Annotated in this window: 19 protein-coding genes; 12 read left to right on the forward strand and 7 right to left on the reverse strand. The window is 32.2% G+C overall.

Annotated elements, in window-relative coordinates; genetic code table 11:
- Positions 1–84: 84 nt before the first annotated feature.
- Positions 85–573, forward strand: a complete 489-nt coding sequence (locus N5E64_RS02035) for a thioredoxin fold domain-containing protein (RefSeq protein ID WP_125349773.1) — start codon at positions 85–87, stop codon at positions 571–573.
- Between the two features lie 68 nt (positions 574–641).
- Here N5E64_RS02035 and N5E64_RS02040 read toward each other — a convergent pair whose 3' ends face one another.
- From N5E64_RS02040 to dnaX, 3 genes are all read right to left on the reverse strand, one after another.
- On the reverse strand, positions 642–1,592 hold the full coding sequence (locus N5E64_RS02040; RefSeq protein WP_125349774.1) for an FKBP-type peptidyl-prolyl cis-trans isomerase: 951 nt from the start codon (positions 1,590–1,592) through the stop codon (positions 642–644).
- A gap of 41 nt (positions 1,593–1,633) precedes the next feature.
- Positions 1,634–2,065, reverse strand: a complete 432-nt coding sequence (locus N5E64_RS02045; protein WP_115001825.1) for a hypothetical protein — start codon at positions 2,063–2,065, stop codon at positions 1,634–1,636.
- A 209-nt stretch (positions 2,066–2,274) separates the two neighbouring features.
- The gene (dnaX, locus tag N5E64_RS02050) at positions 2,275–3,363 is read right to left on the reverse strand and encodes a DNA polymerase III subunit gamma/tau (protein ID WP_280035458.1); all 1,089 of its coding nucleotides are present in this window, start codon (positions 3,361–3,363) and stop codon (positions 2,275–2,277) included.
- A gap of 146 nt (positions 3,364–3,509) precedes the next feature.
- Here dnaX and N5E64_RS02055 point away from each other — a divergent pair, with 146 nt between their 5' ends.
- The 10 genes from N5E64_RS02055 (at position 3,510) to N5E64_RS02100 (ending at position 15,742) form a co-directional block, all read left to right on the forward strand.
- Positions 3,510–4,367, forward strand: a complete 858-nt coding sequence (locus N5E64_RS02055; RefSeq protein ID WP_280035460.1) for a helix-turn-helix transcriptional regulator — start codon at positions 3,510–3,512, stop codon at positions 4,365–4,367.
- An 89-nt stretch (positions 4,368–4,456) separates the two neighbouring features.
- Positions 4,457–5,785, forward strand: coding sequence for an amidohydrolase (locus tag N5E64_RS02060; protein ID WP_280035462.1), 1,329 nt, complete (start codon positions 4,457–4,459; stop codon positions 5,783–5,785).
- Between the two features lie 44 nt (positions 5,786–5,829).
- A complete protein-coding gene (locus tag N5E64_RS02065) occupies positions 5,830–6,501 on the forward strand; it encodes an ankyrin repeat domain-containing protein (RefSeq protein ID WP_280035464.1) in 672 nt (223 codons plus the stop codon).
- Between the two features lie 6 nt (positions 6,502–6,507).
- Positions 6,508–7,752 carry an amidohydrolase gene (locus tag N5E64_RS02070; protein WP_280035466.1) on the forward strand — a complete coding sequence of 415 codons (1,245 nt, stop codon included), beginning with the start codon at positions 6,508–6,510 and terminating at the stop codon, positions 7,750–7,752.
- Between the two features lie 64 nt (positions 7,753–7,816).
- A complete protein-coding gene (locus N5E64_RS02075; protein WP_280035468.1) occupies positions 7,817–8,281 on the forward strand; it encodes a hypothetical protein in 465 nt (154 codons plus the stop codon).
- A 217-nt stretch (positions 8,282–8,498) separates the two neighbouring features.
- Entirely contained in the window at positions 8,499–11,063 is a 2,565-nt protein-coding gene (locus tag N5E64_RS02080) for a DNA translocase FtsK (RefSeq protein ID WP_280035470.1), read from the forward strand.
- A 32-nt stretch (positions 11,064–11,095) separates the two neighbouring features.
- Positions 11,096–11,725, forward strand: a complete 630-nt coding sequence (locus N5E64_RS02085; protein ID WP_280035471.1) for an outer membrane lipoprotein carrier protein LolA — start codon at positions 11,096–11,098, stop codon at positions 11,723–11,725.
- Between the two features lie 3 nt (positions 11,726–11,728).
- Entirely contained in the window at positions 11,729–13,189 is a 1,461-nt protein-coding gene (locus tag N5E64_RS02090) for an LptF/LptG family permease (RefSeq protein WP_280035472.1), read from the forward strand.
- Positions 13,190–13,198: 9 nt separating this feature from the next.
- On the forward strand, positions 13,199–14,323 hold the full coding sequence (gene ribB, locus N5E64_RS02095; RefSeq protein WP_280035473.1) for a 3,4-dihydroxy-2-butanone-4-phosphate synthase: 1,125 nt from the start codon (positions 13,199–13,201) through the stop codon (positions 14,321–14,323).
- 108 nt (positions 14,324–14,431) lie between these two features.
- Entirely contained in the window at positions 14,432–15,742 is a 1,311-nt protein-coding gene (locus tag N5E64_RS02100) for an Ig-like domain-containing protein (protein WP_125349781.1), read from the forward strand.
- Between the two features lie 59 nt (positions 15,743–15,801).
- Here the strand turns inward: N5E64_RS02100 and N5E64_RS02105 are convergent, their stop codons facing one another.
- From N5E64_RS02105 to rpsA, 3 genes are all read right to left on the reverse strand, one after another.
- Positions 15,802–16,809, reverse strand: coding sequence for an EamA family transporter (locus N5E64_RS02105; RefSeq protein ID WP_125349782.1), 1,008 nt, complete (start codon positions 16,807–16,809; stop codon positions 15,802–15,804).
- A 15-nt stretch (positions 16,810–16,824) separates the two neighbouring features.
- Complete coding sequence (locus tag N5E64_RS02110) at positions 16,825–17,301, reverse strand: Lrp/AsnC family transcriptional regulator (RefSeq protein ID WP_038332665.1); 477 nt, start codon at positions 17,299–17,301, stop codon at positions 16,825–16,827.
- A 194-nt stretch (positions 17,302–17,495) separates the two neighbouring features.
- Positions 17,496–19,322 (reverse strand): 30S ribosomal protein S1, encoded by a 1,827-nt coding sequence (gene rpsA / locus N5E64_RS02115; protein WP_115001847.1) that lies wholly within the window; start codon positions 19,320–19,322, stop codon positions 17,496–17,498.
- 241 nt (positions 19,323–19,563) lie between these two features.
- Between rpsA and N5E64_RS02120 the strand changes: the two genes are divergently transcribed.
- A complete protein-coding gene (locus N5E64_RS02120) occupies positions 19,564–21,195 on the forward strand; it encodes an AarF/ABC1/UbiB kinase family protein (RefSeq protein ID WP_280035477.1) in 1,632 nt (543 codons plus the stop codon).
- Positions 21,196–21,272: 77 nt separating this feature from the next.
- On the opposite strand, the gene N5E64_RS02125 is transcribed toward N5E64_RS02120, so the two are convergent.
- Positions 21,273–22,763 carry an OmpA family protein gene (locus tag N5E64_RS02125; protein ID WP_125349784.1) on the reverse strand — a complete coding sequence of 497 codons (1,491 nt, stop codon included), beginning with the start codon at positions 22,761–22,763 and terminating at the stop codon, positions 21,273–21,275.
- Position 22,764 lies beyond the last annotated feature (1 nt).

Raw genomic sequence — 22,764 nt, forward strand, 5'->3', positions numbered from 1 at the left:
TAATAGGAAAACGACAGTTTTATAAACTGTCGTTTTTATTTTGGATAGAATTGACTAACTTCCGTCAAAATTTTTCTTAAAAACATGAAAACAAAAATTACTGCTTTATTGATATTCTTTTGTTCGATTTTTACATTTGCACAAACAGAAAATACGCTAAAATCTATTCCAGAATTTTCTTTTGTAAAAATGCAATCCGAAGGAATTTTCAGTTCAAAAGATATCAAAAAAGGAAAACAAACGTTAATCGTTTTATATTCGCCAACGTGTATTCACTGCCAATTAACCTTGAATCATTTTAGCAATAATTACGAAGAACATTTAAAAAATACTCAGATTATTTTGGTTTCTGAATACGAAGCAAAAGACGCTATCCCTTTCCTAAAAGAGCACGCATCTAATTTTGTAAACAATAAAAATGTAGAATTATTATATGATTCTAATTACGAATTTGGTCCAATTTTTCAACCAACTTCTATTCCTACATTTTATTTATTCGACAAGGATAAAAATCTTGTTACAATCAAAAAAGGTTCTGTAGAAGCAAATCAAATTTTTAAATATTTGAAATAATTTAAAAATTAATCCATAAAAAAAATCCACTCAATTGAGTGGATTTTTTTGTTATATCTAATCGATGATTATTTACCTTGTTGTGCTTGAGCTTCGAATTGTTTTTGTAATTCTTTAATTTGCTCTTCAGATAAACCTTGTCCTCCTTGCGCACCTGGTTGACCTTGTGGCGCTGGTTGACCTTCTTTAAAGTCTACTAATTCTACTTCGAACTCTAATGCTTGGTTTGGTCCAATTTGTCCTCCAGGAGCTCCCATTTCACCGTAACCTAAGTTAGCTGGAATATAGAATTTGTATTTAGATCCTTTAGACATTAATTGTAAACCTTCTGACCATCCTGGAATAACTTGGTTCAAAGGAAATTCTACACCTCCTTTAGCTTCAGGGTTTTTATCTGTACTGTCAAAAGTTTTACCAGTAGCTAAAATTTTACCAGTATATTTTACTTTAACAATACTATTAATGTTTGGTTTAGCACCTGTTCCTTCTTTTTCTACAACATAAACTAATCCAGAAGCAGTTGTTTTAGCACCAGAAGTTTTTTTCTTCTCGTCTACTAATTTTTTAGACTCGTCTGCATTTTTCTTAACCAAGTTTTGTTGGTGATTTTTTGCATACGTATCTAAAATTCCCATTCCCGCTTCTTGTGTAATCAACAATTTTTTGTGACGTACAACATCCATAATCCCTTGAACAATAATATCCTTGTCCATTTGATCTAATTGTTGTTGGTTAATAACCGTCTCAATTTGCTGACCAACTTGTTGACCAATCGCGTAAGATTCTCTACCTTCTTTACCTGCTTTTAAGTAATCACGGATCCCTTTTTCTAATTGATCGTAGTTGATACTATCAGTTTCAACTAAACGTCCTCCAAGACCTTTGATTTGCTCACCAAGACCAGTTCCGAAAGCATAAGAAGCTTTTTGATCTTCGCTTTCTAATTTGTCTACAGATTTTCCTTTGTTACAAGACACTAACGACGCAACAACAAAAATCCCTAAAAGAACTTTTTTCATTATTTATAAAAATTTATTGCAAGTTTAATAAGAAACTTTCATTAATCATACAAATCTAAACCAAATTCTTCTTTTAATTTTAACAAAATCGGGTTTTTATCTGATAATTTCTCAAATTTCTCTTTGTTTGATAAGATATGATTCGTTGCTTCCTTCTCAGAAAACTTAATTTGAATGCTAAAATAGTGATTCTTAAGGAATGCTCTCAAACTATTTCTGATTCGATCTCGGTATTCCTCAAATTCTTGTTCTGATGAATGAGAAGTAAATTCAAAAATAATTTCATCACCTTCCAAACCAAGCTCTGTTGTCATCAAAGCATTATATGACGGAATATTATGTTCAATTTTTAATCGATCCAAAAATCTTTTCCAACCTTCTTTTACTTGATCCAATGTAAACTTTTCTCGAGGCAAATCATTTCGTAAAATCTCTTCCTGATGTTCTTCAACTTTTGCTCCAGGCAAAGCCATCTTAAGACTAAACGACGAATTACCATTTGTTCTAATTGGTTTTGAAGCACGCGTATATTCTTTGACTTCTTCTGAAACCGAAGTTTTAACGTGTTGTGTATTTACCTGCTGTGGAGTTTGTCCATTTTGAGGAATAGAATTATTTTGCTGAATTTGAGGAACTTCAATTTTAGAAGTTTGTTGTTCAGAAAAATAAAACGTTGGCGGAACTATCCTATACTTTTTTTTTTAAGCCCGTTTTCTTCTGCCGTTAACGAAGCCAATTGCATCAATGCAATTTCAACTGTTAAACGTGGATTTTTACTCGATTTGTAGTTTAAATCTGCCTCATTACAAATTTCAATTGCTCCAAATAAAAACGTTGCTGAACATTTTTGCGCATGCTCCAAATATTTTGCTTTTATACGCTCTCCTACTTCCAATAAACTTACTGTATTAGCTGTTTTCGCCATTAATAAATCACGAAAATGAGCACCCAAACCACAAATAAATAAATGTGCATCAAAACCTTTGTTCAAAATATCATTCAATTGCAACATCGCTTGCGGAATATCATTTTCCAAACACGCGTCTGTCATCTTGAAATAGTAATCGTAATCTAATACATTCAAGTTTTCTGCTACTGAAGAATAGGTCAAATTTTTATTGGTAAAAGTTGACATTCTATCAAAGATTGACAATGAATCGCGTAACGCACCATCTGCTTTTTGAGCAATCAAATGTAATGCATCATCTTCAAAAGTTACTTGTTCTTTTTCAGCAACATTTTTCAAATGCCCTTTGATGTCTTCAACTCCAATTCGTTTGAAATCATAAATCTGACAACGAGAAAGAATAGTAGGAATAATTTTATGTTTTTCTGTAGTTGCCAAAATGAAAATAGCGTGCGCTGGTGGCTCTTCTAAGGTTTTCAGAAACGCATTGAAAGCCGCTGTTGACAACATATGAACCTCATCAATAATGTAGACACGATATTTCCCTATTTGAGGAACAATACGTACTTGATCGATTAAATTTCTGATATCATCAACCGAATTATTAGATGCTGCATCCAACTCAAAAATATTGAAAGCAAAATCTTGATCGCCTTCTATTCCATTTTCTTCGTTGATTTTACGCGCTAAAATTCGAGCACATGTTGTTTTCCCAACACCTCTTGGTCCACAAAACAAAAGAGCTTGTGGCAATTGATTTGACTTTATCGCTTGCTCCAAAGTATTTGTAATAGACGCTTGTCCAACTACATCTTCAAAATTTAGCGGGCGATATTTTCTGGCTGAAACAACAAAATTTTCCATACAAATGCAAATATAATAGTTTTAAGTTTCTAATAAAAATTCTTTCAAACCTCATCAATTAATTCTATTTTTATTTATAAATTACACAAGTCAAAAAAAGTAATATTTCTAACAATTCATTTGATTGTTGAACACATTTTTATTTTATGCAAAATTCAGAAAACCAAGATTCAGTACCTATTATCAGCATACAAAGTTTTCGAAAAGGACAATTGGCTGGTCGCGATGAATTGTTGTTTAATGAATTGCATGGCGAACGACATATAGATAAACCACACAAGCACGATTTTTTTGTGATTATTCTTTTTGACAAAGCTTCTGGAACACACAATATCGACTCGAAAGATTATCCAATCGATGACAAAGAAATTCATATTTTGTTTCCTGGACAGATGCATAAATGGCAAATAAATGACGGAACAATTGGTTATCAATTGATGACTGAACGTTCATTTTTCGAACAATTCGCGCCTTATTTCCGCTTTTCATTTACTAATTATCAAAATCATCCAGTTATAAAATTATCGGACGAAGCTTTCTCTAAATTGATGTATGAATTCAATGCCATAAAAGAAGAATTAAAATCTGAAAATTCATTGGTTCATTTGATTAACGCTCGTGCAGCGGTTATTGCGGCAATTGTGAGTAAAGAAGCAGAACAAATTTTTACAGAATTTAAAGTTTATCAATCCAATCCAAGATTAGCGAAATTTAATATGTTAATTGATGAATTTTACAAGGAAGAAAAATCGGTTGTTTTTTATGCAGAGAAATTACATATTTCGGCTAATTACCTGAATATCTTATGCAAAAAACATCTGAAAGTTTCTGCTACACAACTTATTCAACAACGAATTATTATCGAAGCAAAACGACTTTTAAAATCAGGAGATTTATCCATCAAAGAAATAGCTTTCGAGTTAGGTTTTACTGACCACGCCTATTTTTCGAACTTTTTTAAAGCGCAAACCGATCTTACTCCATCAGAATTTAGAAACCCTTAATGACATATAAATCTTACAAGTTTTAGAAGTTATTATACTAACCATTTGTTTTGATTCATTGTAATTTAGCTACAATAAATTTAAACACAATGAATAATAACATATCTCGTAAAGATTTTCTTAAAAATTCAGCTTTAGGATTAGCAGGATTTTCTTTCTTACCAGGATTTTTACAAGCAGCACCAGATTTTGAAATAGATAAAACGAATGTGACAAAATCAGGAAATTTCACTTTGAAAAACGTTCGTTTAGAAACAGGTTTTGAATATGAACATGATGAAATCATTGGCACAAAAACAGATCTTTTTACTATTGAAATTTCGAATGGAAAAATCAAAAAAATTAGTCCAAATCAACCGAATGCAAAAGCAATCGATGCGAAAGGTTTGTTGATGTTACCGTCTTTCAAAGATATGCACATTCACTTAGACAAAACCTTGTACGCCGATAGATGGCGCGCAGTTCGTCGTTCTGGAGGAATCAAAGGTATGATTGAATTAGAGCAAAAAGTTTTGCCAGAAATGTTGAAAAAATCGACATACAAAGCCGAAAAATTGATTGAATTATTACAATCGTACGGAACTGGTTTCGCGCGTAGTCATGTGAACATAGAACCAACTTCTAAATTAGATTCATTGAAGAATTTAGAAATTGCTTTGGCGAACAAAAAAGATTCGTTTGGAGCTGAATTGGTTGCTTTTCCTCAGCACGGTTTATTCTACACTGATTCGATGCCGTATATGAAAGAAGCTGCTAAAATGAACATCGATTTTATTGGAGGTTTAGATCCAACAAACGTGGACGGATCAATCGAAAAAACAATGGATGCAACAATTCAATTAGCGGTAGATCATAACAAAGGAATCGATATTCACTTGCACGAATCAGGGAAATCTGGTCATGATACAATTAATTATTTAATTAAAAAAGTAAACGAAAATCCTCAATTAAGAGGAAAAACATTCGTCAGTCATTCTTTTGCTTTAGCAACTTTAGACAAATCAAAACAAGAAGCCATTGCTGAACAATTGGGCGCAGCGAAAATTGGAATTGTATCTACTATTCCTTTTGGTAGTTTAGTTATGCCAATTCCAACTTTATTAAAACATAATGTAACCGTACTAACAGGAAACGATAGCATTGTGGATTATTGGAACACATTTGGAACAGGAAGTGTTTTACAGAAAGCAAATCTTGCAGCACAATTATACGGACAAAGTTCTGAATTTGGATTATCAAGAATGTTGAAATTAGCTACAGCAGGACCAATTCCTTTAAATGATAAAGGCGTACAACAATGGCCAAAAATTGGTGATGAGGCGAATATTATCTTGATTGATGCGAGTTGTTCTGCAGAAGCGGTTTCGAGAATGTCGCCAGTTCGTTCATTAATTGTAAAAGGAAATATTGTCTATTAAATTCAAAACTTCGTCATTTCAACTCATTCAAACTATAAATCATTATGAAATCAGTTTTAATTTTAATGTTTATGATGACAACGGTTACAGCATGTCATTCAACTCCAACAGAAGATTCTAATACAGAAATTATGAATGAAAAAGATATTATAAAAGCAGTCAAAAACAACGATATTCAAGCAGTTACAAAAGCGTTAGAAAATGGCGCAGATGTTAATTCGACTGATAATAGTAAACGTTCATTATTATTAATTGCAACTAATAATTCGAATATCGAAATCGCAAAATTATTGGTAAAAAATGGTGCTGATGTGAATCAGCAAGCCGATAATCAAGACAGTGCTTTTTTGTATGCAGGCGCAAGCGGACAAACAGAATTGGTTCAATTATTTTTAGATCATGGTGCTCGTTTTGATATATTTAATCGCTACAATGGTTCTGCATTGATACCTGCTTGTGAGCGCGGACATGTAGAAACGGTACGATTATTAGCCAATACCAAAAATTATCCTGTAGATCATGTGAATCGTTTGGGTTGGACAGGACTAATGGAAGCCATTGTTTTGGGTGACGGAAGCAAAAAATATCAACAAATTGTTCAGATATTAAAAGATGCAGGTGCAAAAATGGATATTCCAGATTCTGATGGAGTAACGCCTTTGCAACATGCGCAACAAAGAGGTTATAAAGAAATTGTAGCCATTATTAAATCATAAATCAGCATGCAAACAAATTATACAGCAATCACAAAAGGAAATTATACCTTAAAAAATGTACGATTAGAAACAGGTTTTATTGAAGATGAATCTGGTATTATCGGAACAAAAACCGATTTATTTTCTGTCGAAATAAAAGATAATAAAATTGCAAAAGTAAGTGCAAATAATCCGCAATTAACAGATGCAATTGACGCAAAAGGATTGTTAATGTTACCAGCTTTCAAGGATATGCACGTGCATTTAGACAAAACTTTGTACGGTTTACCTTGGCAGGCGCTTTCGCCAAAACGCCGAACTGTTGCGGATATGATTGCATATGAGCAAGAAATTATCCCAGAATTGTTAAAAACTTCGGTAGAGCGTGGCGAGCAATTAATCAATTTATTGCAACATTACGGAACTACTTTCGCTCGTACTCATTTCAATATTGATACAACTTCTGGGCTAAAGTCTTTAGAAAATCTAGAAAAAGCCTTAGAAAATAAGAAGGAAACATTCAGTGCCGAGTTGGTTGCTTTTCCTCAACATGGTTTATATTATACAGATTCTGCTCCGTTGATGAAAGAAGCTGCACAATTAAAAAGTGTTGCTTTTGTTGGGGGATTAGATCCTTTTAGCATTGATAAAAACATCGAAAAAGCAATTGATTTTACGGTTCAATTGGCTTTGGATCATAATAAAGGAATCGATATTCATTTGCATGACACAGGAAAAGAAGGAATGCGTACAATTGAATATTTAGCTGAATTAACGATAAAAAATCCTCAATTAAAAGGAAAATCATATGTAAGTCACGCCTTTGCTTTAGCACATTTATCAAAAAATGAGGAACAAGAAATTGCAGAAAAATTAGCCGAAGCAAAAGTTGGAATTGTTTCTTCTGTTCCTTTCCGCAATAAAGTCGCCATGCCAATTCCTACTTTGGTAAAAAATGGTGTTGAAGTTTTAATAGGAAATGATAATGTACAAGATTACTGGAGCACGTTTGGAACGGGAAATATGTTGCAAAAAGCAAATTTGATTTCAGAATTATATGGTTTAGAAACTGAATATGATTTATCGAGAAATTTAGGTTTTGCAACAAAAAACATTACGCCATTAGACAACAAAGGAAGTCAACAATGGCCAAAAACTGGTGATAATGCTGATATCGTTTTGATTGATGCAAGTTGCTCTGCTGAAGCGGTTGCAAGAATGTCGCCTGTTTTAGCTTTAGCGCACAAAGGAAATTTAGTTTGGAAGAATTAATCAGAAAGAAACCATCGTTATATTTTACTATATTAGTACATTGTTTAAAATTAATGCGATTAAGATGAAGTTTACTTTTATAATTTTTATTTTACTACTATCAATAAATAATTACGGACAACAAACTATTTCGAAAAGTGAGGTTATAGATGCTAAGATAGAATTGTATGAAAATAAAATTGATTCTAAGCTAAGAGAACTTGATTTGAAAGAAGATAATTTAGAATTAAGCAAACAAAATGTCGCTGATATTATCAATTTTCATAAAGAAGGAATGGAGGAATTTCATCGAACTTTAAACTATTTATTAGTTGTAATGGGAATTATTGTTTCGGTTGTAATTGCTGCTGCAGGTTATTATTTGGAGCGTTTTAACAAGAGAAAATCATTAGAACTCAAAAAAGATATTGATGCCTTGAAACAATCGATGGAAGAAAGTCTTGAAAAAATTAAGAAAGAATCTGAAATAGAATTAAATCTAATTCGTGCAGAAGCCAAGCGTCAAATGGATCATTTCAAAAATGATTAAGCAAAAAAAACGGACTAAATAATCAAATATTCAAAACTGAGTTAGATACAATATCTAACTCAGTTTTTTATTTTTTATAAATCATTTCTAATAATAATCAATAATAGATAGCAAATTGAGTTAAAATTGATTACGATTTTAGTAAATTTAAATACTTTTCGTTAGATTCGTCTGTCAAAGATTTATTATTTTTGCTTCAATTATACTCAACCTTAAAATGGCTATAAAAAACACGCAGGAAGCACCAAAAACTCCTAAAAAACAAATCGTCAAAACAATTGTAGGTATACTGTTTTTAGTAATCGGTTTATTACTATTAGCTTCGTTTATCTCTTATTTTTTTAATGGTTTTATGGATCAGAGCCAAATCTCTGATTTATTAGACAAAAGTCAAACCGCAGAAAATATTTTCGGGAAGTTTGGCGCATTATTAGGCGAAACATTCATTTTGCAAGGAATCGGAATCGTTTCATTTTTTGTCCCAGTTTTCTTTATCCTTTTAGGAGTCAAAGTAGCTACAAATTGGAAAAAAATTAAACCTTTCACAACGCTTTATCAAAGCATTTTCTTCATGATTTGGTTGCCAATATTTTTTGGTTGCATTTTACCAACTCAACACATGCTTTCTGGCGTAATGGGATTTGAAATTAATGATTTCCTAAATAGCTTTATTGGTAAATGGGGTGTAATTTTATTGCTTTTCGTTAGTTTATTGATTTATTGTGTGATTCATTTCCGAATGACGTATCAATCTATCCAAGAAAAAATGGAAGAACGTGCGAAACAAAAGGAAATTGAGCGCATAGAAAAAGAGCAAGAAAAAATCAAGAGAGAACAGCTTGAATTAAGAAAACGTAAGGAAAAAGAAGAACAAGAAAAGATAAATAAATTCAATCAAGATGCTGAAAAACAACAAGAAGATAGTTTATCGCAAGAATTAGAATTGATAGAACAACAAGAGAAAGAAGCAATTCAATCTCATAAGGTAAATCCAAACGAAGCATTTCATCAAGAATTTAAAATTAATCAACCAAAAGAGGAAGAAACAATCGAAGAAACTCCACTTAATATTACAGAATTAGTGGTTGAAGATTTGGCAGATGATGAGGAAGAAAATAATCAAGTAGATTTTTTATCAATTAATGATGAAGAAAATTTCGAAACAGAAATTCAACCAACTCAAAATTCTTCTGAAAATGGATTAGAATTAAAAGTTCAACACGTTGATGAGGAAGAAGAATTTGAAGCGACTTCTGCTCGATTGGTACAAGAACAAGGTGAGTACAATCAACGTTTAGATTTACCAAATTATCAATTTCCTCCTATTTCATTGTTAAAAAAATATGACAACGGAAATACGTTAATTGATCAAAAAGAATTAGAAACGAACAAAAATAGAATTGTCGAAACCTTAGGAAACTATGGAATCGGAATCGATGAAATTTCAGCAACAATCGGTCCTACAGTTACATTGTACGAAATTGTACCAAAAGCTGGTGTTCGTATTTCTAAAATCAAAAATCTTGAGGACGATATTGCCTTAAGTTTGGCTGCGCTTGGTATTCGTATTATTGCGCCGATTCCTGGAAAAGGAACAATTGGTATTGAGGTTCCAAATTCTAATCCTTCGATGGTTTCCATGCATTCGGTAATTGCTTCGCAAAAGTTCCAAAATGCTGATATGGAATTACCAATTGCTTTCGGGAAAACAATTACGAACGAAACCTTTGTTGCCGATTTAGCAAAAATGCCTCACTTGTTGATGGCTGGTGCAACGGGACAAGGTAAATCGGTTGGTTTGAATGCAATTATTGCTTCGTTAATCTATAAAAAACATCCATCTGAATTAAAATTTGTGATGGTCGATCCTAAGAAAGTTGAGCTTACTTTATATTCTAAAATAGAGCGTCACTATTTAGCAAAATTACCAGATTCGGAAGAAGCAATTATCACAGATAATACAAAAGTAATTAACACATTAAATTCACTTTGTATTGAAATGGATGATCGTTATGAATTATTGAAAAATGCTTTCGTTCGAAACATTAAAGAATATAACGCGAAATTTAAACAACGTAAATTAAATCCAGAAGCTGGTCACAGATTCTTACCATATATTGTATTAATTGTTGATGAGTTTGCAGATTTGATTATGACAGCAGGCAAAGAAGTTGAATTACCGATTGCTCGTTTAGCTCAGTTGGCTCGTGCCGTTGGTATTCACTTGATTGTTGCAACTCAACGTCCGTCTGTAAATGTGATTACAGGAACAATTAAAGCCAATTTCCCAGGACGTGTCGCTTTCCGTGTAACGTCAAAAATCGATTCGAGAACGATTTTAGATTCGCAAGGAGCCGATCAATTAATTGGTAAAGGTGATATGTTATACACAACTGGAAACGAATTAGTACGTTTACAATGTGCATTTGTGGACACACCAGAAGTGGATAAAATTACCGAATTTATTGGTGAACAACGTGGTTATCCAGACGCAATGCATTTACCAGAATATGTTGGTGAAGAAGGTGGTTCTAATTTAGATATTGATTTATCTGATCGTGATGTACTTTTTGAGGATGCTGCAAGATTAATTGTAATGAATCAACAAGGTTCCGCGTCTTTATTACAACGAAAATTAAAATTAGGATACAACCGAGCTGGACGATTGATTGATCAATTGGAAGCTGCCGGAATTGTTGGTCCTTTCGAAGGAAGTAAAGCAAGACAAGTGTTGATACAAGATGACATGAGTTTGGAACAGTTGTTGAATAATTTGAACTAAAATTTATTAAAAACAGATAGAAATTAAATTGTATGAAAAAGATAATCTATTCTTTCATACTCTTATTAGTAGGGGTTGGAACATTAAACGCTCAATCAGCAAAACAAATATTAGACAAAGTTTACGCTAAATATACCAACGCAAACTCGTATTACATCAAATTTGATTTTAGCCATAACGCAAATGGAAAATCAACAAGTCGTTCGGGAGAAGTTTTTGCAATGAAACAAAAATTTAACTTGAATGTAGGCGATATCAACCAAATTTTCACAGGAACTAAATTATATACAATTGCAAAAGATGATAAAGAAGTCACTATTTCTGATGCATCTAACACAGATGATTTCTTAACACCAACTAAAGTTTTGAACACGTATCGTACTGATTTCAGCTACGCCTTAACAGATAAAAAAACGGTTGGAGGAAAAACAATTCAGTATATAAAATTAACGCCAACTAAAACTTCTACAATCAACTATTCGGTTTTAGGAGTGAATACAGCGAATAATGAAATCTACGATTACAAGGAATATGGTAAAAATGGCGATACAACATCAATCGTTGTAAAAGATTACGTTCAAAATTTACTTATTCACAAAAGTTACTTTAACTTTGACCAAAAGAAATATAAGTCGCAAGGCTATATGATTACTCAATTATAATCAATGTTAAAAAAACTTGACTGGTATATAATCAAGACCTTTTTAGGTCCATTTTTTTTCATATTTAGTGTTCTATTTTTCATCTTTATCGTGCAATTTGCATGGCAACAAATGGAAAAATTTGTTGGAAAAGGTTTAGAATGGTACACTATTACCGAATTACTTTTTTGGTTAGGAATTAACGTTATTCAGCTTGTATTACCGCTTACAATCCTTTTGGGTTCTATTATGACCATGGGAGGTTTTGGAGAACGATACGAATTAGCTGCAATGAAAGCATCTGGAATTTCACTTACTAGAATCCTTGCTCCATTGTTTACGTTAGTCGCTTTAATGTCTGTCGGATTGTATTTTTTCGGAGACAAAGTGATGCCATATTCCCAACAAAAAGCACGAACAATGTACTTCAACATCTTACAAACCAAGCCGACAGTAAGTATGAAGGAAGGTGTTTTTATCGAAACCGTTCCAGGATTTCAAATGAAAATTAATAAAGTTTCGGGCGAAAATTCAGAAAAATTAGAAGACGTTTTTGTGCATCAAAATGCACCTTTTGGTGAAAATACGATGACAATTATTGCGAAAAAGGGAAATCTTGCACCAGACAAAAATGATAATCATTATCTAAAAATGGAACTTTTTGATGGAATTGCTTATACCGATAACATCAAAAATAAAAACTTTGATCAACGCAAACGTCAAGAAAATCAATATACGAAATTTGATACATTAAACTATTATATTGACATTTCAGATATTCTAAATTCTGGTAAAGACGAAGACCCAGGAAACTCTTACAAATACTTGGACGGAAAAGGTTTAAGACATCTTATCGATTCATTAAACACAGATTATAAGAAGTATTACAAAGATTTAAAAACAAATATGTTTAATCAGAATTATTACTATTTCCACAAAATGAAAGAAATAGATTCTGTTAAAACAAATATGATTTTTGACTTGAAAGAGCGAAATCGTCAAGAACAAGATCAAGTGCTTAATCAAGCTGTACAAATGGTAAATCGTGATCAAGAAAATATGACGTTTTCTGAACAAGAAATTGTAAACAGAGAAAAGTTATATTCAAAAGTAAATATTCATTACCAACGAAATTTCTCGTATGCGGTAACTTGTATTATTTTCTTTTTGATTGGATCATCTTTAGGTGCAATCGTAAAAAAAGGAGGAATTGGAATGCCAGTTGTTATCTCAATTATCATTTTCGTTATTTATTTTATCCTTAATTTCTCGGCAGAAAATATGGCGAAAAACGGAAAATTAGATCCAACTTTTGCCGCTTGGGCAGCGAATATTATTGCGCTTCCATTCTCTATTTTGTTTAGTTACAAAGCCAATCAAGATTCTGGATTATTTGACATCAGTATTTACGTTGATCCAATTGTAAAATACTTTAATAAGTTTAAAAAAACAAACAAAAACGAGGAGCATTCTCGTTATCAATAACATAAAACAATGGAAAATAGATCATCTCAATTAAACACAATTGAAGAAGCTTTAGAAGATTTAAAACAAGGAAAAGTTATCATTGTAGTTGACGATGAAGATCGTGAAAATGAAGGAGATTTCCTATGTATCGCCGAATTTGCAACGCCAGAAGTCATCAACTTTATGGTTACGCACGGACGCGGATTGGTTTGTACGCCACTTACACAACAAAGATGTAAAGCATTAGGTTTGGACCTTATGGTTGGGCACAATACTGCAATTTACGAAACTAATTTTACGGTTTCTGTGGATCTACAAGGTCACGGATGTACGACAGGAATTTCGGCTTCTGATCGTTCTAAAACTATTCAAGCTTTAATTGACGAAAATACAAATCCAGATGATTTAGGAAAACCAGGACATATTTTCCCTCTTATAGCAAAAGATGGTGGAGTTTTGGTTCGCATGGGACATACAGAAGCTGCTGTTGACTTAGCTCGCATGGCGGGACATTATCCTGCTGGATGTATTGTCGAAATCTTGAAAGAAGATGGAGAAATGGCTCGTTTGCCAGAATTGTTAGAGATTGCGAAGAAATTTGATCTTAAAATTGTTTCGATTGAAGATTTGATTGCTTACCGATTAGAAAATGAATCCTTGGTAAAACGTATCGAGCAATTTCCTGCAAAAACAAGATTCGGAGAATATGAATTAATCGCTTATCAACAAACAACAAATAATCAAGTTCACTTCGCTTTGAAAAAAGGAAAATGGACAAAAGATGATGTAGTTCCAGTTCGTGTAAAATCGACAAATAGCTACTATGATTTGTTTAGCGCTTTACAAAACGGCGAAACACCATTGTTAGAAAAAACAATGAACATTATCAACGAAGAAGAAAGAGGTGTTGTAATTTTTATTAATAACATTCAAAGTTCTGAATTGATTGAACAAAAATTAGAGATTTTCAAAAGTTTTTCTGAAGGAAAATCTAAATCAGGTGTTTTACCAGCCGATGAAAAAGATCACGGAATTGGCTCTCAAATCATCAAAGATTTAGGCATCCAAAAAATGAATTTGATTACACGCACTTTAGAAGAACCACATACGACGCAATACGGTTTGGAAATTGTAAAATGTACTAAATTGTAAGAAATAATTCATCACAATATACAAAAGCAGTTCTGAGAAGAGCTGCTTTTTTTTTTGAATCATTTTGTAACTTTTTGATTAAATTGACATCTCATATAAAAACACAATATGCAAAATAAAACTTTAGCTTTAATATTTTTTATTCTTACGAGTATTTCATTTGGACAAAATTCAATAGCTAATAAAATTTACACTTCTGATATAGATAATTTCTGGATAGCTTTTGATAGTATTCAAACTACAAATAATTATTCACAAAAAATAAAATTCATTAATACTTTATACATTGATAAAGGGACAAAAGGTTTAAAATCCTTTATGAAAGTAAGAGATTATAATGATACTCTTTATATTAAACTTATTGATAATTATCCTAAGTTTTGGAATTCTATTAGACCTAATACACTTACCATAAAAAATAAAACAAAAGAATTAACTAAAGCTGTAAAAAAACTAAAAAAACTATATCCTGAGCTAAAAGAAGGAGAAATGTATTTTACAATTGGTGGCTTGCGTTCAGGTGGAACTTTATATGAAAATATGGTTTTAGTTGGTTCTGAAATCGCTACAGGAATTCCAAAAACAGATGTTTCAGAATTTGAAAATGATTGGCTAAAAAATGTTTTTGCGAAGCAATCACTTGATAATATTATTTCACTAAATATTCATGAATATGTACACACACAACAAAAACCAAATGAAAACAACTCATTATTACACCATACCCTAAAAGAAGGTTCGTGCGATTTTATTACAGAGCTTGTTTTAGGAGAACCAATTGAAAAACAATATATTTTTTATGGAAAACAGCACTTCGATGATTTGAAAAAACAATTTAAAGAAGAGATGTTTATAGATGATTTTTCAAATTGGTTATACAATGGAGGACAAAAGGGTGAAGCTGCTGATCTGGGATATTTTATTGGATATGAAATATGTAAATCATATTACAATCAAGCTAAAAATAAAAAACAAGCGATAAAAGATATTATTGAACTGAATTATCAAGATGAAAAAGAAGTTGAAAATTTTCTAAGAAAATCTGGTTTTTACGAAGAAGGTTTTGATAAAGATCAATTAATAAAAGAATACGAAAAAAAACAACCTTATATCATAAAAATTGAGCCTTTCGAAAATGGTTCAACAAATATAGATTCATCTATCAAAGAATTTAAAATTATATTTTCTAAACCAATGAATCCAAAAGAATATTCAATAAGATTCTCAAAAAAAGGAAAAGAGTATAGTCCTAAGTTTACAAAAATCAATTTCTCTAATGATAACACTACATTCGTAATAACTATGGAATTAACTCCAACTAAAGAATATGAATTTGTAATTTCAAATGGTTTCAAATCAGAAGATGGCTACCCATTAAAATTAGACAACAATGAATTAATTATTAATTTTAAAACTTAATAATACAAAAAAAGCTTCTCGAAATCGAGAAGCTTTCTTATTAATAATCATCATAATATTTAATGCGCATAATGTTTACGAGAAACAAAATGCAGAATTTTTTGAACTAATTTCGTGTTTTTGTATAAATTCCAATTCATTAATAAAACACTGAACAAAATTACTGCCAAACCATAAATCTGCAAATGAGTTACGACATCATCTGTAAAAAAATAACTCAATGCAACCGCTACAATCGGATTAACATAGGCATATGTAGAAACTTCTACAGCTGGACGATATTGTAACAACCAAACGTAAGAACCAAAAGCAAGAATAGAGCCAAAAGTTGTTAAATAAGCCATTGCCATCCAATCTTCTGTCGCTACATTCGCAAAATTAAAATTAGCATATTCTCCATTGAAGATTGCAACTGTATTAAACAAAACTCCAGCAGTAATCATTTGCCAAGCCGTTTTGACCATGATGTTCAAATCTTCTTTTGGTTTCGTAACTTCTTTTTTCTGCTTTTCTGTTACATATTTTGAATACAAAGAACCTAACGTCCAAGCAATCGAACAAAAGATAAGAACAATCAACCCAATCATATTTAAGAATTGTTGATCTGCATCTGCATGCACAGTGGTTGTTTGTTCATAGAACAACATCAAAACGCCAACAAAACCTAACAGAACACCTAAAATAGTAGGAATACTTGAAAAATTTTGTTTCCATTTCGGTTTATCTAACACAATAAACCAAATTGCTGCCGATGCTGCCATAATTGCAACAATTCCACTTGGTAAAAATTGTTCGGACCAAATAATCCCAGCCATATCAATAAACAACAACATAAACCCTGTAAACATACATTGTTTCACAATTTGTTTATCCCACAGCTTGTAACCTTTCAGTTTACAATATCCCATCAACATTGAGCTCGCCACAATAAAGCGAAACGAACCCAAAATAAACGGACTAAAACCATGCAAAGCCTTATCTATAAAAAAATAAGTTGATCCCCAAACTACATAAACCACGAAATACGCTGCAATAATCAGCCACTTACTTGGTTGATTCCCTTTCATTCAATCTATATTTTTTTAAATCGTTGGTATAACGATATTTTGTTCTTCTTTTATTGTTTGTAAAACTATAGTTGTACGCGTAGAAGTGATTCCGCCAATTTTACTCAAATGTTTGCGCATCAATTCCACCAAACCTTCGTTATCAGAAGTTCTCACTTTGATTAGATAACCATCTTCTCCAGCAATATCATGAACCTCTAAAACTTCTGGAATTTCGGCAAGTTGTCTTCCTACTGTTTCATCGCCGATAATATCTACGGTCTTGATAAACATATACGAAAGTAATTTTTGTCCAACTGCCACTGGATTTATTTTTGCGTGATAAGCCAAAATAACTTGCTTATTTTCAAGCTTTTTCACACGTTCTAATATTCCAGAAGGTGCCATTCCCAATTCTCTAGCGATATCCGCATTGTTAATACGTGCATTATCTTGCATTAATCGCATGATTTTCAAATCAGTAGCATCTAAATTAAATTCTATCTTTTCCATTTCGACTGCAAAATTAAGACTATTTTGAATAATATTCAAAAAATATATCAAAAATTGTATGTTATTCTTGATATGATTTTAAACTATAAATTAAATTCATTTTAATTCTATAAAACAACATCATTATTCAAAAGAAAAGGCTACTCAAAAAATGAGTAGCCTTTCTATTATTTTAAAAAATTTTGGTTAGAGAATTAGTTTCCTCCTTCTTCCATTTTCTTTTTCAATTCTGCTAATGAATCGATATCTCCTAAAGTAGAAGTTTCGATTGTGTTAGATGAATTGTTGTTATTATTGTTAGATGATCTCTCAGCTTTAACTTCTTCCTCACGGAAAGTAGCTGTGTGAGAAACTACTACACGACGGAATTCTTTGTTGAACTCGATAACTTTGAAAGATGTTTCTTCACCTTTTTTGATACGAGATCCGTCTTCTTTCTCTAATGTACGAGCTGGAGCGAAAGCTTCAACGTCAGCATCTTCGAATTGTACTGTAGCACCTTTGTCAAATACGTCAACTGCTTTACCTGTGTGAACTGTACCTACTGCATATTTAGCTTCGTACTGATCCCATGGGTTTTCAGTTAATTGTTTGTGACCTAAAGATAAACGACGAGCTTCTACGTCTAATTCTAACACTACTACGTCTAAAATATCATCAACTGCACAGAATTCTGATGGGTGTTTGATTTTCTTAGTCCAAGATAAGTCAGAAATGTAGATTAATCCGTCAACACCTTCTTCTAATTCTACGAATACACCGAAGTTAGTGAAATTACGAACTTTACCTTTGTGAGTAGAACCTACTGGGTATTTAGTTGTAATATCTGTCCAAGGATCTGGAGTTAATTGTTTGATACCTAAAGACATTTTTCTTTCTTCTCTATCTAAAGTTAAAACTACTGCTTCAACCTCATCACCTACTTTTACGAAATCTTGAGCAGAACGTAAGTGAGTAGACCATGACATTTCAGAAACGTGGATTAAACCTTCTACACCTGGAGCAACCTCAACGAATGCACCGTAGTCAGCTAAAACAACTACTTTTCCTTTAACTTTATCACCAACTTTGATATCAGCATCTAAAGCATCCCATGGATGAGCTTCTAATTGTTTAATACCTAATTGGATACGAGATTTATCTTCGTCGAAATCTAAGATTACAACGTTGATTTTTTGTCCATCTTCTAAGATTTCAGATGGGTGGTTGATACGAGACCAAGATAAGTCAGTAATGTGGATTAAACCGTCAACACCTCCTAAGTCTACGAATACACCGTAAGATGTGATGTTTTTAACTTCACCTTCTAATACTTGTCCTTTCTCTAATTGAGCAACGATTTCTTTTTTCTGAACCTCGATATCAGCCTCGATTAACGCTTTGTGAGAAACTACTACGTTTTTGAATTCTGGGTTGATTTTAACAACTTTGAACTCCATAGTTTTTCCTACGAATTGTTCGTAATCACGGATTGGTTTAACATCGATTTGAGAACCTGGTAAGAAAGCTTCAATTCCGAATACGTCAACGATCATACCACCTTTAGTACGAGCTTTGATGTAACCGTTAACGATTTCTTGAGAATCGTGTGCTTTATTAACAGCATCCCATGCATTTAATGTACGAGCTTTTTTGTGAGATAAAATTAATTGACCATTTTTATCTTCACGTTGATCAACCATTACTTCAACGATATCCCCAACTTTCAAGTCTGAGTTGTAACGGAATTCGTTTAATGAAATAACACCTTCTGATTTGAAGTTGATGTCAACGATAGCTTCTTTATCTGTAATACGTACAACTTGTCCTTTGAATACTTCATTCTCATGTAAGTCTTCTAAAGTTGTATCGTACATTTGCTCTAATTCAGCTTTTTCTTTACGATCTTCTTCGTTTAATCCTGATTCGAAAGATTCCCAATCAAATGATTCTGGCGCTACGTTTGCATTAGCAGACGCATCTAATACTGGAGTGTTTAATACAACTTCTTGTACCTCCTCTTGTTTTGTTTCTTTAGACATAATTCTAAAAATTTGTATCTCAATCTATTTTATTTCGGAATCTTCAAATGCAAATAAATGACCGAGAGATGTTTAACTTAATAATTAATCGCTTGATTCCTAAACCATTTTAGCGAGTGCAAAGATAAACAATTATATTTTAATATTTGGAATAATTTTAGATTCAACTCAAAGAAATTTAAGATTTTATAAAGAAATTACACACTTGTTTATTCGTAACTTGTAATCGAATCTCAACTTTATGGATAGTCTAAAGAAAATAAAACGATTTTCTAAAATCGTAAAAGTCGTTTCTAAATATGGTTTTGAAGAAATTCTTTCTCGCGGAAATGATTTGTTTCATTCTGATCACAATACCGAATTTTTCAACCAATCATTCAATCAACGTTTCCGAATGGCTTTGGAAGAACTTGGTCCGACCTATATAAAATTTGGACAATTATTGAGTAATCGTAAAGATTTGGTTCCTGAATCTTTGGTTGAAGAACTAAAAAAATTACAAGATAATGTTCCGCCAGAAGAAATTGACATCAAACAAAAAATTAGAGATGAATTTGGAATAGAACCAGACGAACATTTTCTTTTTATAGAAGAACAACCTTTTGCTGCTGCAAGTATTTCGCAAGTTTATCGTGCCACTTTGTTGAATGGAGAAAAAGTTGTTTTCAAAGTAAAACGATCTAATATTCAGAAAATAATTGAATCAGATTTAGCCCTGATTCGAGACATTGTTCATTTTTTGGAAAAAAAATATGAGAAACTTCAAAAATTATTCATTTCTGAAATCGAAAAATCATTTGAAAATTCAATTCTGAAAGAACTTTCATTAACCAATGAATTTCAGAACATCGAACGTTTCAGAAAAAATTTCGAGAATAGTAAAGATGTTTATGTTCCGAAAACATATGAAGATTATTCGAACAACAATTTTCTTTGCATGGAATTCATAGTAGGTTTCAAGGTAAATGATGTTGAACAGTTAGAAGCTTTAGGAGTTGACCCGAAAAAAATCGTACAGAAAGGTTTTGATATTTATTTGAAACAATTACTTGATGATGGATTTTTTCATGCTGATCCACATCCCGGAAATATTTTTATTTTAAAAGATGGACGACTTGCTTTTATAGATTTTGGTTCGATGGGAATTTTAGCCATCAACGAAAAAGAGGCTTTAGAAAATGTTGTAATTGATTTTGGATTAAAAAATCCGAAACGAATTGTTCGTTCACTCAAAAAAATGGCGATTAAACATTATATCGAGAACGAAAAACAATTGGAACGTGACATTGCAGATATTTTTGATTATTTAGAATACAATACTGTCGATACAATAGAAGTTCAAATCATCATTAAGAAATTCAACAATATTCTACAGCGAAATCATGTTTTATTACCCGAATATGTTTATATTTTACTACGCGGAATTGCGCTTATAGAAGGAATTGGACAACAATTACACGCTGATCTTAATGTCCAACGCTCGATGCGTCCTTATGCCGTAAAATTGGCTCGACAAAAATTTCATCCAAAATATTTGAGTAAAAAAGCAATTGATAATTTTAAAGATATTCAGGATTTAATCAACGATTTACCAGAAGACACCTTGAAATTAATTGAAAAAGTAAACAATGATAAATTGGCTTTAAACTTTAAGATTGATCAAATAGATAATATTCAGAAATTAATAAAAGACAGTATTAATAAACTGGTTTTAGCCATTCTTACTTTAGCTTTCGGAATTGGAGCAAGTATGTTAGCTAATACAACTGTTCGTCCTGTGATTCTAGACATGCCACTACTTTCTTGGATTGGTTATTTATTATCTATCTTTACAGCTGGATGTATTATTATATTAGTTTTTAGAAAGAAATAATAAAATTAAAATTAATAAAAATAAAATAGCCACCTCAATGAGGTGGCTATTTCTATTGTAAGCTATTCAAAGAATTATTATTTCTTTTTTGTAGCTGTTTTTTTGATAACTTTTGTTTCAGTTACTACAGCTGTTCTAGGTAATACCTCAACACGTCTGTTTCTTTGGTAACACTCTTCAGTGTTTTCAGTACATAACAATTGAGATTTTCCTAATCCACGAGCAGTTAAACGAGACTTATCCACTCCACCTCTTTCAACTAAAATATTAACTAATGCTTGAGCACGTTTTAAAGATAATGTTTTGTTGTAAGCATCTTTACCTCTTTGGTCAGCATGTCCGTCAATGTAGAAGCTTTTCTCTTTTAAATCATCAGAATTTAAAATTTGAGCAGCTACACGTACATCTTCGTAAGAAGAAGGAACAATTTTATCAGAGTTGTATTCGAATAAAATATTAGATAAACGTTTTGCTACGTGAACTTCAGTCCATGGACATCCGTTATTTTCTTTTGGTCCTGGTACAGTTGGACAAGCATCATCTGGATCTGGAATACCATCACCATCTGTATCTGGACAACCTTGGAATTGAGGTAAACCTGGTACATCTGGACAAGCATCATCTTTATCAGGAATACCGTCACCATCTCTATCTGGCCAAGGACAACCATTATTTTCTACTGGTCCTGCAACTTCTGGACATTCGTCTAAGTTATCTGGAATACCATCACCGTCTGTATCTGGACAACCTTGGAATTCAGCTAAACCTGGTACAGTTGGACAAGCATCGTCTGGATCTGGAATACCATCACCGTCTGTATCTGGACATCCGTTAAATTCTGCTAAACCTGGTACATCTGGACAAGCATCTACGTCATCTGGAATACCATCTTTATCTCTATCTGGTCTTCCGAAACGGAAAGTAACACCTACTGTGTGTTGGAAGAAATCGAAATAATTGTTTCCTCCGTAAGCTGGTAACCAGTTATAATCAGAAGCAACGTTTAAACCGAAGTTTTTAGTAAACCATAAGTTAAATCCAGCACCTAAAGAAGCTACAAAGTGATTTTTCTCTAAATCTTCAACTTCTGTTAATTGGTAAGTTTCATTTCCATCACCATTACCATAGTAAGCTGTTAATGGAAATTGTAATCCTGTGTAGTCGTATCTGTTGTAACCAGCACCTACACGGATATATGGATCAAACCAAGAATCTTCTTTTAAGATATAACCATTAGCTAACTTATAACGTAAACCTAAACCAGCATTGATGAATAATTCATCTTTGATACGTAATCTGTTGTTATCAACTTCACCTACTGAAGCAGTTAAATCAACATCAAAAGATCTGTTTAAGTTACGGATGATAGATAATTTAGATAAAGGAGGAACGATATCCCAATTATCTGTTTTGAAATACTGGTTGAATGGTCCAGTCACTGAGTTGTGATCAACTGCGTGAGCACCAACTGTAATTGCCCAAGGATTCTTTGAATTCTGAGCATCTACAAAAGAATTACCCGCTAGGAATAATACTACTGCAGATAATAATAGATTAAACTTTTTCATT

It is taken from the genome of Empedobacter sp. GD03739 (assembly GCF_029843245.1).
Classification (GTDB): domain Bacteria; phylum Bacteroidota; class Bacteroidia; order Flavobacteriales; family Weeksellaceae; genus Empedobacter; species Empedobacter falsenii_B.